Annotated in this window: 16 protein-coding genes; 10 read left to right on the plus strand and 6 right to left on the minus strand. The window is 73.6% G+C overall.

Going from position 1 to position 15,067, the window contains the following annotated elements; genetic code table 11:
- On the plus strand, positions 1 to 778 hold a 778-nt coding region (locus tag NCC78_RS15395; protein WP_250795216.1), incomplete at its 5' end, for a geranylgeranyl reductase family protein.
- Between the two features lie 31 nt (positions 779 to 809).
- Complete coding sequence (locus NCC78_RS15400; protein WP_250795217.1) at positions 810 to 1,580, plus strand: isoprenyl transferase; 771 nt, start codon at positions 810 to 812, stop codon at positions 1,578 to 1,580.
- Between the two features lie 103 nt (positions 1,581 to 1,683).
- On the opposite strand, the gene otsB is transcribed toward NCC78_RS15400, so the two are convergent.
- The 3 genes from otsB to NCC78_RS15415 all read right to left on the minus strand — a co-directional run bounded on the left by otsB (position 1,684) and on the right by NCC78_RS15415 (position 3,558).
- Positions 1,684 to 2,508 (minus strand): trehalose-phosphatase, encoded by an 825-nt coding sequence (otsB, locus tag NCC78_RS15405; RefSeq protein WP_250795218.1) that lies wholly within the window; start codon positions 2,506 to 2,508, stop codon positions 1,684 to 1,686.
- 94 nt (positions 2,509 to 2,602) lie between these two features.
- Positions 2,603 to 2,956, minus strand: a complete 354-nt coding sequence (locus NCC78_RS15410; RefSeq protein WP_250795219.1) for a hypothetical protein — start codon at positions 2,954 to 2,956, stop codon at positions 2,603 to 2,605.
- Positions 2,957 to 3,117: 161 nt separating this feature from the next.
- Positions 3,118 to 3,558 carry an XRE family transcriptional regulator gene (locus NCC78_RS15415; protein WP_250795220.1) on the minus strand — a complete coding sequence of 147 codons (441 nt, stop codon included), beginning with the start codon at positions 3,556 to 3,558 and terminating at the stop codon, positions 3,118 to 3,120.
- A 264-nt stretch (positions 3,559 to 3,822) separates the two neighbouring features.
- Between NCC78_RS15415 and NCC78_RS15420 the strand changes: the two genes are divergently transcribed.
- From NCC78_RS15420 to NCC78_RS15450, 7 genes are all read left to right on the plus strand, one after another.
- On the plus strand, positions 3,823 to 4,167 hold the full coding sequence (locus NCC78_RS15420) for a hypothetical protein (protein WP_250795221.1): 345 nt from the start codon (positions 3,823 to 3,825) through the stop codon (positions 4,165 to 4,167).
- Between the two features lie 34 nt (positions 4,168 to 4,201).
- Positions 4,202 to 4,537: a hypothetical protein gene (locus NCC78_RS15425; RefSeq protein ID WP_250795222.1), complete on the plus strand. Its 336-nt coding sequence runs from the start codon at positions 4,202 to 4,204 to the stop codon at positions 4,535 to 4,537.
- Between the two features lie 384 nt (positions 4,538 to 4,921).
- The gene (gene phoH2, locus NCC78_RS15430) at positions 4,922 to 6,337 is read left to right on the plus strand and encodes an RNA 5'-3' helicase PhoH2 (RefSeq protein WP_250795223.1); all 1,416 of its coding nucleotides are present in this window, start codon (positions 4,922 to 4,924) and stop codon (positions 6,335 to 6,337) included.
- 279 nt (positions 6,338 to 6,616) lie between these two features.
- Positions 6,617 to 7,315, plus strand: coding sequence for an aggregation-promoting factor C-terminal-like domain-containing protein (locus NCC78_RS15435; protein ID WP_250795224.1), 699 nt, complete (start codon positions 6,617 to 6,619; stop codon positions 7,313 to 7,315).
- Between the two features lie 106 nt (positions 7,316 to 7,421).
- Positions 7,422 to 8,075, plus strand: coding sequence for a rhomboid family intramembrane serine protease (locus tag NCC78_RS15440; RefSeq protein ID WP_250795225.1), 654 nt, complete (start codon positions 7,422 to 7,424; stop codon positions 8,073 to 8,075).
- A gap of 128 nt (positions 8,076 to 8,203) precedes the next feature.
- Positions 8,204 to 9,172 carry an NAD(P)/FAD-dependent oxidoreductase gene (locus NCC78_RS15445; RefSeq protein ID WP_250795226.1) on the plus strand — a complete coding sequence of 323 codons (969 nt, stop codon included), beginning with the start codon at positions 8,204 to 8,206 and terminating at the stop codon, positions 9,170 to 9,172.
- A 68-nt stretch (positions 9,173 to 9,240) separates the two neighbouring features.
- Positions 9,241 to 10,857 carry a hypothetical protein gene (locus NCC78_RS15450; RefSeq protein ID WP_250795227.1) on the plus strand — a complete coding sequence of 539 codons (1,617 nt, stop codon included), beginning with the start codon at positions 9,241 to 9,243 and terminating at the stop codon, positions 10,855 to 10,857.
- A 15-nt stretch (positions 10,858 to 10,872) separates the two neighbouring features.
- Here the strand turns inward: NCC78_RS15450 and NCC78_RS15455 are convergent, their stop codons facing one another.
- A complete protein-coding gene (locus NCC78_RS15455) occupies positions 10,873 to 11,571 on the minus strand; it encodes a TetR/AcrR family transcriptional regulator (protein WP_250795228.1) in 699 nt (232 codons plus the stop codon).
- A gap of 137 nt (positions 11,572 to 11,708) precedes the next feature.
- On the opposite strand from NCC78_RS15455, the gene NCC78_RS15460 reads away from it, so the two are divergent.
- Entirely contained in the window at positions 11,709 to 12,662 is a 954-nt protein-coding gene (locus NCC78_RS15460; RefSeq protein ID WP_250795229.1) for an NAD-dependent epimerase/dehydratase family protein, read from the plus strand.
- Between the two features lie 76 nt (positions 12,663 to 12,738).
- Here the strand turns inward: NCC78_RS15460 and NCC78_RS15465 are convergent, their stop codons facing one another.
- Both NCC78_RS15465 and glpX read right to left on the minus strand, forming a co-directional pair.
- Positions 12,739 to 13,731 carry a DMT family transporter gene (locus tag NCC78_RS15465; RefSeq protein WP_250795230.1) on the minus strand — a complete coding sequence of 331 codons (993 nt, stop codon included), beginning with the start codon at positions 13,729 to 13,731 and terminating at the stop codon, positions 12,739 to 12,741.
- On the minus strand, positions 13,728 to 14,759 hold the full coding sequence (gene glpX, locus NCC78_RS15470) for a class II fructose-bisphosphatase (RefSeq protein WP_250795231.1): 1,032 nt from the start codon (positions 14,757 to 14,759) through the stop codon (positions 13,728 to 13,730). Before glpX ends, NCC78_RS15465 begins: the two co-directional genes overlap by 4 nt.
- Positions 14,760 to 15,067: the final 308 nt, after the last annotated feature.

Genomic DNA, 15,067 nt, shown 5'->3' on the forward strand with positions numbered 1-15,067 from the left:
GGTCGAGGTGAGGGCCGACCGGGTGGTGCTCGACGGCGAGTTGGCCGCCCGCGCGGTGGTCGGCGCGGACGGCGCCGGGTCCGTCGTCCGGCGGGCGCTCGGGCACCGGGTGAACCCGGACCGCCACCTGGCGCTGGCCATCCGGGGGTACGCGCCGGCGCTGCCCGGCCCGCCCGAACAGCTCATCGTCACCTCGGGGGCGCGCTGGCCGGCGTACGCCTGGTCGTTTCCGATCGGCGACGGTCGGGCGAACGTCGGGTACGGGGAGGTGTTGCGGGGTGAGCCGCTGACCCGGGCGCACCTGGTCGACCGGCTCGGCGCGCTGCTGCCCGGCCACGACCCGGCGACGGTGACCGACTTGCGGGCCCACCACCTGCCGCTGTCGACGCACCGGCCGTCGCCCGGGCGCGGCCGGGTGGTGCTCGCGGGGGACGCGCTCTCGCTGATCAATCCGTTCACCGGCGAGGGGATCTTCTACGCCCTGCTCTCCGGCGCGCTCGCCGGCGCGGCGGCCGCAGGATCACCGGAGCAGGCCGGCCGGCGGTACGCCGCCGCGCTGCGCCGTCGGCTCGGTACCCACCTGCGGCACAGCTCGGTCGCGGCCTGGCTGGCCCGACACCGGCAGGTGGTCGACGCGGCGGTCCGCGCGGCCGGCCGGGACGACCGGGTCTACCGCTCGGTGGTCGAGTTGGGGCTGGGTGACGGGCGGCTCGACGCCCGGACGCTGGGGACGATCGGCATCGGACTCGTGCGACGGGATCGGGCTCCGAGGCGGTGATCCGCCGGGCAGGTCGCTACGCTGCAAGGTGATGACTCTGCGGGACCTGATCTACTCCGTGTACGAGCGCCGGCTCACGGCGAAGCTCGCCGGTAAGCCGGTGCCCCGGCACGTGGGCGTGATGTGTGACGGCAATCGCAGGTGGGCCCGGGAAATGGGCTTCGTCGACCCGAACGACGGGCACCGGGTGGGCGCCGCCAAGATCAAGCACGTGCTGGGCTGGTGCGACCAGGCCGGCATCGGGCACGTCACGCTCTACCTGCTGGCCACCGACAACCTCCGCCGGCCGGCCAGCGAGCTGGACCCGCTGCTCCAGATCATCGAGGACCTGGTGGTCGAGCTGGCCGAGGAGGGCAACCCCTGGCGGCTGCGCATGGTCGGCGCGCTCGACCTGCTGCCGGCGCAGACCGCCGCCGCGCTCAAGGCGGCCGAGGAGCGCACCCGGGACCGCAGCGGCGGCGCGGAGGTCAACATCGCGGTGGGCTACGGCGGTCGGCGGGAGATCACCGACGCGGTGCGCTCGCTGCTGCTGGAGCACGCCGCCGCCGGCCGCACCCTCGAGGAGCTGGCCGAGGTGCTGGACGTCGAGCACATCGCCGAGCACCTCTACACCCGCGGCCAGCCCGATCCCGACCTGGTCATCCGCACCAGCGGCGAGCAGCGCCTCTCCGGCTTCATGCTCTGGCAGTCGGCGCACTCCGAGTTCTACTTCTGCGAGCTGAACTGGCCGGACTTCCGGCACATCGACTTCCTCCGCGCCCTCCGCTCGTACGCCAACCGCCAGCGCCGCTACGGCGCCTGACTCCCCGGCGCGTCCCCGCGCGGGCTCGTGGCGGGTCGATCACCGAATCGGCGGCGCTTCGCCCCTGACCGTGGGCCGGAGGGCCCGTCCGGGCCTGCGGTGGTCAGGTGAGGTGGGGGAGGGCCTCGGTGAGGAAGTCGCCGAGGGCGGCCGGGGAGTCGATGGTGAGGTCGGCGGCCTCCGCCACCTCGTGCCCGGTCTCCGGGTTCGCCACGGCCACGCAGACGCCGAAGAAGTGCGGGTCGGCGGCCGCCCGGGAGCGCAGCGCCGCGAACGCCTTGATGTCGGAGACGTCGTCGCCGAAGTACCAGGCGCCCTGGGCGTCCCGGACCACCTCGTCGATCACCATGCCCTTGTCCCGGTCGACCGGGGGCTTGAGTTCCAGCACCATCCGCCCGGCCTGCATCCTGAGCCCGAGCCGCTCGGCCTGGGCCCGGCCCCACTCCTCGACGGTCGTGCCGAGCTGCGGCGCGGTACGCCAGTGCAGCGCCACCGAGAGCCGCTTGTACTCGACCAGCGTGCCCGGGGGCAGCTCGGCGCGGGCCAGGTCGGCCAGCTCGGCCATGGTGGGGACCCAGGGCAGGGCCGCCGGCTCGGTCACCGTCTCCCCGCCGGAGTGGCTGTGCTCCAGGCCGTAGAGGCCGTACAGGTCGACGCCGGTGAGCCCGCCGAGGTGGTCACGGAGGAACTCCACCGGGCGCGCGGAGACGATCGCGACGCGGCGCACGACCGGCGCGAGCGCCTCGATCGCGGCGAGCACCTTCGGCGCGGGTTGTACCGCGGTCGGATCGTCGTCGACCGGCGCCAGGGTGCCGTCGAAGTCGAAGAAGAGCACGGTCCCGGCCGCCCGCCCGGCGGTCGTACGCCAGGCCTGGTCGGCGTTCAACGGGGTCATCGGCTGCTGGTTGCCCAGATTCAACGGCGGCACGCGCGACAGCGTACCCCGGTTGTGGTGGCTCATTCCCAGCCGTGACGGGACGTCCGGACGACGTCCGGACGGCGCGGAGGGTGGGCGTGTCTGGTCAGCGTTCGGCGGCTCCACGTCCCCGGCGCCCGAACGGCACGATGGCCGCCTCCTGGCCGTGGTTGAGCAGGTAACCCTCCACGAACCCGGTGTTCCGGTCGCCGGTGCGTTCCTCGATCTCCCTCAGCCGGGCCACCAGGAACTCGGTGAGCGCGCTGACCCGGTTGTCGAGCCGGTCGTGCAGCTCGGCGACCACGGCCAGGACGACCGCGGTGCCGGCGGTGGTGATCGCGAGGAGGTTGACGAGCAGGGGAAGCTGCCCGCCGTTGACCGCCAGGGTCACCACGTTCCCGGTCACGCACAGTGTCATCGACACGGTGGCGATGACGATTGCCAACCATTTCAGGGTCATGGACAGACCCCTCCTTCTGTCCCGCAGGGCTGGGTTCGGCCTTGTCCCGTCCCCCCGCCGATGACGAGCCCAAGCAGTACGAATACGGACGCTAGCGCGCCCGTTCCGGCCCCGGAGCGAAACGGATGAGTCTGACCTGGCGTTCTTTCGCCATCTGAGAACTAGCCGGCCTGCTTCCCTCGTTTTCGGACATCGACCGGCAGGGTCGGGCGGTATGCGAGATAACGGATGGTCTCCCGGATGTGGAACTTCTCCACGTCGGAGACTGCGGGGTCAACCAGCCGGCGCAGCAGGGCCTCCACGTCGGGGTCCATCGGGGGCGCGGTGGGGGTGCTGCGGGGTGCGGCCGTCCGGTCCCAGCCCAGGGCGGCGAAGGCGACCGCGGGGTTGAGGCCGAGGCCCTCGCAGAACGCGACCACGCGTTCGGCCTCGGGGTCGCTGGCCCAGTCGCCGCGTACCCACCGGTTGATGGTCTGCCGGGAGACTCCCGTGCGCCGGGAGACCTCGGTGCCGCTCCAGGCCCGGGTCGCCCGCGCCTCGTCGAGCGCCCGGCGGACGAAGGTGGCGAAGGCGATCTTGCGCGCGTTGGCCGTCTCGGTCACGTGGTGACGGTACGGCCAGCCGGCCGCCGGTGGGTGTCCTGGCACGCTGATGTCACGCAAACGTGACAGGTCTTCCGGATTGCCGGTAAACGATCCGGCATCGCTTCTGGGGGGCGTCACCTGGGCAGAATAGATGCCCGTAGGTGCGGAGGTAAGCGGACGAAAAGCTGATACTGTCACGCCCATGGGACAATCTACGGTGTGTCACGTGCTTGAGACGTTCAGTGCTCACATGCGTCACGCCCCCGGCGCGAGGGGGGTGCGGTGACCGAACTCGCCACCCGTGCCCAGGCCTTCGGCCTGATCGCGGAGGGGGTGGCCGCCGGCCTCAGCGCGCCCTGGCGCGTCTACCTGGCCCGAGGGTGCCGTTATCTGTCGCTCAGCGTCGGTGACCGTGCCGAGTGGAACGCCTGGCGGACCCACCTCGGCTGCCCCGAACTCAGTGTCCGGGTGTACGACGCCGGCGGTGAGATCCGTCGTTCCTCGGTGGCCGAGGTCGTCCTGGACGGCTGCCGGATCAGCGTCGAGCTGGTCGAAGAGGTCAGCACGGACGACCTGGACCGGCTCCTGGTCGCCGACCCCAGCTCGGTCGAGCCGGAGGAACGATGACCGCCCGGCGCCCGCGGCGTGGCGGAGCCGCCGGATGAGTCCCTTCCTCGTGGTCTTCCTCGTCCTCGTTCTCGGTTCGACCAGCTATGCGGCCGGCCGGTTGCACGGCCAGCTCAGCTACCGGATCGGTTACCGGTTCGGCTACCGCCAGGGCTACTTCGACGGCGACCGGGGCGCCTGGAACCGGCGCCGCCGCGACGCCCAGGCGGCCATTGCCTCCGCGCTGGCCGGCCCGCCGCCGAGCATCGCCCCGGTGGCCGGCACCGTGGTCCGCCCCGGCACCACCTACACCGGCTCGTCGTTCGCGGCGCCGGCCGCTCCGGTCACCGGGCGGCACCCGACCGGCACCCTCGTCCGGCGGACGGGCTGATCCCGGTCGGCGGGGAACCCGAGGCCCCGCCGACCGGTACCCATGGCACGGTGCGTCGTCCGCGGCGGACACGCACCGTCGGGACCACGTCAGACCGGTGACGGTGGTCCCGCCGGCCGGGATGCGCGCAGGGGGCATGCATCCCGGCCGGTTCCGCCGCCGATCCGGCCTGTTCACACGGTGGCCTCCGCGGATCCACGATCACCCTCTAGCCCGGACGGTCCGGCGCGGCTAGCGTCTAGGCATGGCACGGGGTTCTCCCGGGCCAGCCGGTCCGCCCGGATCTGCGACCTCGCGCACGGGGTTCCGCATCCGACCCCGTGTCCCCGGGCACCGGAGGAGGCGGAACACGGGTGGCGGGTGCCCATCCGTCGGAGCAGGCCTGTGACGACTCGCCGTACGACCGCCGGTGCCGATCAGATTCCGGCCGCGACTGCCACGACCCGCCGCGCCACCCGGAGCCGCCGCGCCGCGGCCGCCGCTCCGGTCGGCACCGAGGAGCCCCGACCAGCCGGCCAGGCCTTCGTCCTGGACACGTCGGTGCTCCTCTCCGATCCGGCGGCCTTCCACCGGTTCGCCGAGCACGAGGTGGTCCTGCCCCTCGTGGTCATCTCCGAGTTGGAGGGCAAGCGGCACCATCCCGAGCTGGGCTGGTTCGCCCGGCAGTCCCTGCGCATGCTCGACGAGTTGCGGATCACGCACGGACGGCTGGACCGCCCGGTGCCCGCCAACGACCTGGGCGGCACGCTGCGGGTGGAGCTGAACCACTCCGACGACGGGGTGCTGCCGCCGGGATTCCGCAACGAGTCCAACGACGCCCGCATCCTCTCCGTGGCGCTGAACCTCGCCGCCGAGGGGCGGGAGGTCACCCTGGTCAGCAAGGACATGCCGCTGCGGGTCAAGGCCGCCTCGGTGGGCCTGCGGGCCGACGAGTACCGGCACGGTCAGGCCAGCGACCCCACGTGGACCGGGATGTCCGAGCTGGAGCTGGGGGAGGAGCAGATCGGCCGGCTCTACGCCGGGGAGACGCTCGACGTGGACGCCGCCGCCGGGCTGCCCTGTCACACCGGCCTGGTGCTGCACTCGGCCCGGGGTTCGGCGCTGGGGCGGGTGCTGCCCGACAAGACCGTACGACTGGTCCGCGGCGACCGGGAGGCGTTCGGGCTGCACGGCCGCTCGGCCGAGCAGCGGATCGCCCTCGACCTGCTGCTGGACGAGTCGATCGGGATCGTCTCGATGGGCGGCCGGGCCGGCACCGGCAAGTCGGCGCTCGCCCTCTGCGCCGGGTTGGAGGCGGTGATGGAGCGCCGCCGGCACAAGAAGGTGATCGTCTTCCGCCCCCTGTACGCGGTCGGCGGTCAGGAGTTGGGCTACCTGCCGGGTTCCGAGTCGGAGAAGATGTCGCCCTGGGCCCAGGCGGTCTTCGACACCCTCGGCGCGGTGGTGCACGAGAACGTGCTGGACGAGGTCACCTCCCGGGGCATCCTCGAGGTGCTGCCGCTGACCCACATCCGGGGCCGGAGTCTGCACGACGCCTTCGTGATCGTGGACGAGGCGCAGTCCCTGGAGCGCGGCGTGCTGCTGACGGTGCTCTCGCGGATCGGTCAGGGCTCCCGGGTGGTGCTCACCCACGACGTGGCCCAGCGGGACAATCTCCGGGTCGGCCGGCACGACGGGGTGACCGCGGTGATCGAGGCGCTGAAGGGTCATCCGCTCTTCGCCCACGTCACTCTCAGCCGTTCGGAGCGATCTCCGATCGCCGCGATGGTGACGGATCTCTTGGAGGACATCCCGCGCTGACGACCCTTATGTAGGACTTCGTCCGCATTCTTTTTGTGGCCCAGGTCACAAATGTGGCTGTTGGTTTCCCATCAGCCTCACTGTGCGCGATGGTGTCCCACGAGCGCCCACGCACCGGAAAGATCGTTGGTGATCGTTCGTCACAGGACGCGCGCCATCAACGGACGCCGGTGCGTCGGCTGCGACCGGCACCGGGTCGGGGCGCTCACGGCGCGGATCCTCCCCCGACCGGAGCGTGGCTCCGTGCCGTGTCCTTGCCCCCGACGAAGGGACCACTTCGTGAGTCGGCTCTGGAGCCGGTTCGGCGCCCGCACGGCCGCTGTCGCGCTGCTCTCCGTAGGCGTCGCCGGCGGTTTTTATCTGGGCGAAGACCGACAGACCCAGCAGGAGGGCCTCACCGCGCAGGTCGGCGTCGCCGTCCAGCAGGCCGAGTTCGACTACCAGCGCGAACGGCAGGCCGCCCACCAGTTGCAGTCCGCGAAGCAGCGGGCCGCCGAGTACCAGGCGAAGCTCCGTGCCGCCGCCGCCGCCAAGGAGGCCGCCGCGCGGGCCCGTCAGGCCGAGGCCGCCGCCGCGTCGCGCAAGAAGGCCCGGGAGGCCGCCGCCAAGGAGGCGGCCGAGAAGACCGCCGAGAGCAAGCCGTACGACGGGCCGATCCCGGCCTCCTGCGCGGAGTACAGCGGCAACCGCGAGGTCGGTTGCGCGCTGATGCTCAAGGCGGGCTTCGCGATCGACCAGTTCCCGTGCCTGGACAAGCTCTGGACCAAGGAGAGCGGCTGGAACCACAAGGCCCGCAACACCTCCTCGGGGGCGTACGGGATCCCGCAGGCGCTGCCGGGCAGCAAGATGGGCTCGGTCGCCGACGACTGGCAGACCAACCCGGCGACCCAGATCACCTGGGGTCTCGGCTACATCAAGGGCCGGTACGGCACGCCCTGCAAGGCCTGGGCGCACTCCCAGGACGTGGGCTGGTACTGATCGACGGTCGGTGGCGGGGTGGGTGGGCCTCCACACACCCCGCCCCTGCCGTTCCGGGCAGCTCCAGAAGTGGCGGCTGGCGCCCACACCTGATAGCTCTTGACGGGTGACCCTGCTCCCGCCCGGCGGCGACCCGCACCGGTTCGGCACCGAGGCGTTCTACGCCGCGCTCGGCCGGGCCTTCGTCGCCATGTGCGCGGTGGTGCCGTTCCTCTTCCTCATCGAAGCCGTCGACCAGGGGCTGGCGGCCGGCCTGGACGCCGCCGCCGGGATCATCCCGCAGCGCATCGCCGGGCTCGACGGGGTCTTCTTCTCGCCGTTCCTGCACCACGGCTTCGACCACCTCTACAGCAACAGCATCCCGCTGATCCTGCTCGGCACCTTCGTGCTGGCCGCCGGTGCCCGCCGGTTCCTCTGGTCGACGCTCGTCATCGTCCTGGTCAGCGGGCTGGGCGTGTGGTTCACCGGATCGTCCAACTCGGTGGTGGTCGGCGCCAGCGGCGTCATCTTCGGCTACCTGGGCATCCTGCTCACCCGGGGCATCGTCGAGCGGAGCTGGTGGAACTTCGCGGTCTTCCTGCTGGTCGGACTGCTCTACGGCTGGCAACTGGTGGGCATCCTCCCGACCGACGAGCGGATCTCCTGGCAGGGGCACCTGTTCGGGCTGCTCGGCGGGGTGGTCGCCGCGATCATCTTCCGGCGTCGTCGGCGGGACCTCGACGGCCCGTACCGGCCGGAGCCCACCCTCACCCTGCCCTGAGCGCCGCCGCGCCGGCCCGAGCCGCCGGTGCCGCGCGGTCGGTGGGAACCGCTTGCCCGGGGGCACCGCCGGCCCTACCGTCGGGATCAGCACGCGTTGATCCGTGAGGGGAAAGCGACGGTACGCCCATGCGCGAGGTCGATGTCGCGGTGATCGGGGCCGGCCCGGCCGGGCTCTTCGCGGCGTACTACGCGGGGTTCCGCGGGCTCTCCGTCGCGGTCCTCGACGCGCTGCCCGAGCCCGGCGGCCAGATCACCGCCATGTACCCGGAGAAGCTGATCCACGACGTGGCGGGCTTCCCGGCGGTCAAGGGGCGGGACCTGGTGGCCAACCTCGTCGCCCAGGCCGCGCCGTTCGACCCGCTCTACCTGCTCGGCACCCGCGCCGAGAAGCTCTCGTACGCCGACGACCGGCCGGTGCTCGGTCTCGCCGGGGGTGAGCAGCTCAGCTGCGGGGCGGTGCTCGTCACCGGTGGGCTGGGCAGCTTCACGCCGCGCCCGCTGCCGGTGGCGGAGCATTTCGTCGGCGCCGGGATCGTCTACTTCGTGCCGCAGCCGGCCGAGCTGGCCGGGCGGGACGTGCTGATCGTCGGCGGGGGCGACTCCGCGTTCGACTGGGCGTCGACCCTCCAGCCGCTGGCCCGTTCGGTGACCCTGGTGCACCGCCGGGAGAAGTTCCGGGCGCACGCGGGCACCGTCGCCCGGGTGCTGGAGCTGCCGGTGCGGGTGGTGGTCAACGCCGAGGTCACCCGGCTGCACGGCGACGGCGTCGTCACCGGGGCGGAGATCACCGTACGCGGCGGCGCGGCGGAGCTGCTGCCGGTCGACACGGTGGTCGCCGCTCTCGGCTTCACCGCCGACCTCGGCCCGCTGGCCGAGTGGGGGCTGCGCCTGGACCGCCGGCACATCGTGGTCGACAGCGCGATGGCGACGAACCTGCCCCGGGTCTTCGCCGCCGGCGACATCACCGAGTACCCGGGCAAGGTGCGGCTGATCGCCACCGGCTTCGGCGAGGCGGCCACGGCGGTGAACAACGCGGCGGTGGCGATCGACCCGAGCGCCCACCTCTTCCCCGGCCACTCCTCTGACGGCACCTGAGGCGGACCGACGCCGGATACCGCCCCGGTTGTCGCCGGATCGAGACCCGCCGCTGCGACCGTGTGCCGATGAGCGTTCCGCCCCCTTCCCCCGACGGCGCGCGGGTGACCCTGGCCTGGCTGGCGCACCCGGTGACGGTGGGCGCGCTGGTCCTGCTCGTGGTCAACGACCACCTGCTCAAGGCGGCCTTCCCCGGGTCGGTGACCGGCAAGCTCAGCGACGTCGCCGGTCTGGTGCTCGCCCCGCCGCTGGTCGCGGTGCTGCTCACCCTGGTGGCGCCGCGACTGCGGGCCAGCACCGCCGTCGTGGTCGGATTCGGTCTGACCGCCGCGGGGTTCACGGCCGTCAAGTCCAGCGGGTACGCCGCCGCCGGCGCCTCGGCGCTCTGGACCGCCGTCAGTGGACCGTCGCTGGTCCGGGCGGACCGTACCGATCTGATCGCCCTGCCGGCGCTGGCTCTCGCCGGGTGGTGCTGGTCGCGGGCCCGTCGGGACCCGGTGCGGCACCGGTCGGCCCGGCTGGTCCGGCTGCTGGTGCTGCTGCCCGCGGCGACGGTCGCGGTGGCGGCCACCAGTCCGGTGCCCTACCCCGACGGCGCCGGGGCGGCGGTGCTCGACGGCCGGCTGGTCGCCGGCATCGGCCACAGCGGCGACAGTTACGCCTCCGACGCGTACGGCTGGCGGGTCAGCGACGACGCCGGTGCGACGTGGCGAGACCCGACCGCGGCCGAGACCGAGGCGCTGGTGGGCGCGCTGGGCCCGGTGGCCGGCCCGGTCAGCCGGAGCTGTTCCGTCGCCGTCCCCGGGCGCTGCTACCGCCTCGTGGCCGGGAAGATCCGGGTGGAGCAGAGCGACGACGCCGGGCAGAACTGGCGCCTGGCCTGGGAGGTGACCGAGGAGCAGCGGGCCGTCCTGGTTCGGCAGTACCCGGGCGCCGGGGACGGGGCTCGGGTCGCGACGCAGGAGCTGGCCGTGTTGGATGTCGGAAACGGCCGGCACGTGGTGCTGGTCGCCAACGGTCGGGACGGGTTCGCCGTCCGTGACCCGGACGGGTCCTGGCGTCGGATCGGCTTCGCCGGCAAGGAGGTGGCCGAACACCCGTTCGGCGGCCGTCCGCCGGAGCTCGGTCGGAGCACGCCCGCCGACCGGGGTGCTGATCCGCTCCTGGCCCTGCTCCTGGGGTTCACGCTGGCTGTGGCGACGCTCGTCGTCGCGGGTGCCCGGGCCGCGCTGCGGGCCGGTGTCGGCCGGTGGCTCGCGGTCGTCCTGGCCGGCCTCGTCGCGGTGGCGATGTCGCTGCTCGCCGCCGTGTGGGCCCGGCAGTTAGGGCTGTCGGAGCTGGGCCTCGTGACGCTCGTGCCGGTCCTCGTCGGCGCAGTGACGCTCGCCCTGGTGCCGGCTTGGTGGCGGGGTGCGTCGGGGCGGTGGACCTTCGAGGCGTTCCTGGCCGCCGCCCTGACCCTGGCGCTGGCCGCCCTGCCGCTGGTCGGTTGGCTGTACGGCCGGCCCGCGTACGTCGAGGTGGCGGTGCCGGCGGCGTTCCTGGCCGCCGTGCCGGGCCTGGCGCTGGGGTGGCGGGCGGTGCGGCTGGTTGAACCCCGTGCCGAGCCCCGCGGTCCGGCGGAGCCGCCCTGGCCGCCGCTGCCCGTTGCGGTGCCGCCGCGTCCCGGTGTGCCGCCCCGGTGAGCCGGGCCGGCGGTCTCACTCCGCCGGTGGCAGGCCGATCAGGTCCGCCATCAGGGCGGTCTGGTGGTCGAAGTAGGCGTCGCGGTGCGGCAGGGTCCGGTTGAGCCGGCCGAAGAGCTCGAAGCTGATCAGTCCGAAGAGCTGGGTCCAGCCGGCCATGCCCCGGGCGAGCAGCGCCCCGGTCAGGCTGGGGAAGAACGCCTGGGCGAGGTCGGCGAGGTCGTCCCGGAGCGGCTCGGCCGGTTCGGTGCCCGGCGGCGGGTCGATCCGGCCGGCTTCGAGCCCGTCGCGGAGGATGCCGACCAGGGTCAGCGGTGGCCGCTGGGCGGGCCCGATGGTGTCGTCCGGGGCGGCGTAGCCGGGCACCGGGCTGCCGTAGAGCAGGGCGTACTCGGCGGGGTGGGCGAGCGCCCAGTCCCGGGCCGCCCGGCACGTCGCGTGCCAGCGTCCGCGCAGGTCGAGGCGCTCGCAGTCGGCGTCGGCCGCCTCCACCGCGTCACCGAGCGAGTCGTACGCCTCGATGATCAGCGCGGTGAGCAGCTCGTCCCGGCTCGGGAAGTAGCGGTAGATCGCCGACGACACCATGCCCATGTCCCGGGCGACCGCCCGGAGGGAGAGGTTGGCGCCGTCGGTGGCGAGGTGTCGCCGGGCCACCGCCTTGATCTCGTCGATCATCTCGGCGCGGACCCGGGCGCGGATCGAGGATGCGGGCATGGCCTCACCCTGCCACGGGAAGAGCGCAGATCAAAACCGAGAGCAGTGCTCTTGACGGAGCCGCGTGCCGCGGTGCATCCTGACGGAGCGAGAGCGGTGCTCTCGGAAAGTATCGCTGCTATGGAAGGTGACTCCTGATGGCACTGCACGTGATCGTCGGCGCCGGGCCCGTCGGCACCGCCACCGCCCTGCTCCTCGCCGACCGGGGCGAACGGGTCCGCCTGGTGACCCGCGGCGGCGGTGGCCCGGAGCACCCGGCCATCGAGCGGGTCGCCGCGGACGCGACCGACGCCGACCGCCTCATTGCGCTGACCACCGGCGCGGCGGTGCTGTACAACTGCGCCAACCCCGCCTACCACCGGTGGACCACCGACTGGCCCCCGCTGGCCGCCGCCCTGCTGACCGCCGCCGAGAGCACCGGGGCGGTGCTCGCCACGGTCGGCAACCTCTACGGGTACGGGCCGGTCGACGGCCCGATGAGCGAGGCGACGCCGCTGCGCCCGAGCAGCGTTAAGGGCCGGGTGCGGGTCCGGATGTGGCAGGACGCGCTCGCCGCGCACCGGGCGGGGCGCGTCCGGGTCACCGAGGTGCGCGGCGCCGACTACCTGGGCGCCGGCGCCCAGTCGGTGGTGACCCTGCTCGTGCTGCCCCGGGTGCTGGCCGGGCGCCGTGCGCTGGCACCGGTCGACCTGGACGCCCCGCACAGCTGGACGTACGTGGGTGACGTGGCCCGGACCCTGGTCACCGTGGCCGGCGACGAGCGCGGCTGGGGGCGGGCCTGGCACGTGCCGACCGCACCGGCGGTGTCGGTCCGTGAGCTGGCCGCCCGGGCGGCGACCCTGGCCGGGGCGCCCGAACCGAAGCTGACCCGGATGCCCGGGCCGGTGCTCTGGCTCGGTGGGCTGTTCGACCCGATCGCGAAGGAGATTCGGGAGATGACCTACCAGTTCGACCGCCCGTTCGTGCTGGACTCCGCCGCGGCCACCACGACCTTCGGCATCGAACCGACCCCGGTCGACGACGCTCTCACCGAGACCCTCGCGGCCCTCCGCGCGCCGGCGCCCCGTCCGGGCCTCTCGCAGGTTCCGTGATCGTCCGCCGTCCGCCGTCCGCCGTCCGCCGCTCGCCCGGCCGGCACGGCCGGGGCGTCCGCTCAGCGGGAGGCGGTCAACGGGCCGGGCGGGCGGGCCGAGCGGGGCCCGGGCTGGAGAGGGCGGCGAGGAGGACCGCGACCATGGTGAGGGCCGCGCCGAGCAGGGTGGTCGGGCCGGGGCGCGAGGCCGCCGTGGGCAGCAGCATGTCCAGCAGTACGGCCCCGACGACCTGACCGGCGATGGTGGCCAGGCCGAGCAGCAGCACGCCGGTGAAGCGGACGATCGCGGCGGCGATCGCGATGAACACGATCCCGATCGGGCCGCCCAGGTAGAGAACGGGCTCGCCCGGCAGCGCCCCGGCCGGGCGTCCGCGTACGGCCAGGTCGACGGCGAAGGTGACGAGCAGGGCCAGCGTGCCGACGGTGAAGTTGACCAGCGTGGCGGTGAGCGCGCTGCCGGCGGCCATCCGCACCCGGCCGTTCACCGCCTGCTGCCAGGCGATGCCGACCCCGGCCAGCAGCGGCAGCGCGGCCAGGGCCAGCGTCCGGGGGTCGCCGAGGCGATCGCCGACCGCCAGCAGGACCGCGACCACGGTCAGGGCCGCGCCGGCCAACCGCCCGGCGGTGACGGCCTGCCGACCCATCGGGCCCACCCCGGCCCGGTCGACGGCCAGGCTGCTGCCGGACTGGCCGGCGACCACCGCCACCGTGAAGACGGCCACACCGAGGGCGCCGATGGTGAGCCCCTGGGTGGCCACCAGGAACGCCCCGCAGATCCCGCCCAGGCACTGCCACGGCCGCAGCGTGCCGGCCGTGAGCGCGCCGCGCAGGGCGACCAGGCCCCGCCGCCCACCGGGGGTGGCGGGGACCAGCACCAGCAGCACCAGCAGGCCCAACCCGAACGAGACCACCGCCGCGGCGATCCCGTCGGCCAGGCGTACGCCCAGCTCGCCGTTGATCCGGGACTGCACGGCCACGGCGACCCCGGAGGCCGTCGCGAGCCCGACGCCGGTGATCCGGCGGGCCGCCGACGGGGTCGGTGGGGCCGTCGTCCCGGCGACGCTCACTCCTGTTCGGCCAGGGGACGACCGTCGAAGTCCACCGCCGAGTAGAGAGCCAGCTTCTCCAGCCGGTGGTACGAGTCGATCACCCGGATCGTGCCGCTCTTCGAGCGCATCACGATCGACTGGGTGTACGCCCCGCCGGCCTTGTAGCGCACGCCGCGCAGCAGGTCGCCGGAGGTGACCCCGGTCGCCACGAAGAAGCAGTTGTCCCCGGTGACGAGGTCGTCGGTGCCGAGCACCCGGTCCAGGTCGTGCCCGGCCGCGAGCGCCTTCTCCCGCTCCTCGTCGTCGCGGGGCCAGAGCTTGGCCTGCATCGCCCCGCCCATGCACTTCAGCGCGCAGGCGGAGATGATCCCCTCGGGGGTGCCCCCGATGCCCATCAGCACGTCGACGTCCGACTCGCCCCGGGCCGCCGCGATCGAGCCGGCGATGTCCCCGTCGGAGATGAACCGGATCCCGGCCCCGGTGCGGCGGATCTGCTTGACCAGATCCTCGTGGCGGGACCGGTCCAGGACGCAGACGGTCACCTCGGCGACGTCGGTCCCCTTGACCTGGGCGATGCGGCGGATGTTCTCCGCCGGCCCGGCGTCGATGTCGATCACGTCGGCGTACGCGGGGCCGACCGCGAGCTTCTCCATGTAGAAGACCGCGCTCGGGTCGAACATCGCGCCCCGTTCGGAGACGGCGAGCACCGCCAGGGCGTTGGGCATGCCCTTGCTCATCAGCGTGGTGCCGTCGACCGGGTCGACGGCCACGTCCACCTCCGGACCGGTGCCGTCGCCGACCTCCTCGCCGTTGAACAGCATCGGGGCGTTGTCCTTCTCGCCCTCGCCGATCACCACGACGCCCCGCATCTGGATCGAGTTGATCAGCTTGCGCATGGCGTCGACGGCTGCCCCGTCGCCGCCCTCCTTGTCGCCCCGGCCGACCCAGCGGCCGGCGGCCATGGCCGCCGCCTCGGTCACCCGGACCAGGTCGAGGGCGAGGTTGCGGTCGAGATCCTGTGGGATCCGGGTTCTGGTGTTCGTCATGACGGCTCCTCCTCGCGACGGTGCGGGGTGGACCGGCAGGGTGCGCGTCGCCGCTGCCGGCTTTGTCGCTGATCCTCACACGATGGCCGAGCCGACGCGGTGCCGGGGCGGTGATGGCCCGGATACGACCGGTCGGGCGGTGCGGGAAGATGGTCGGGTGGAACCCGCGCAGCCTGCCGATCGCGTACCCGCCGACCCGACGCCCCCGGACGGCCAGCCGCCCGTCGCCCCGGGCGGCCGACCGACCCACGCCCCGGCCGGGGAACCCGCTCCGCCCGGCGGGACCTCGGGCGGGACGGCCACCCCGG

This window comes from Micromonospora phytophila (genome assembly GCF_023656545.1).
Lineage (GTDB): Bacteria > Actinomycetota > Actinomycetes > Mycobacteriales > Micromonosporaceae > Micromonospora > Micromonospora phytophila.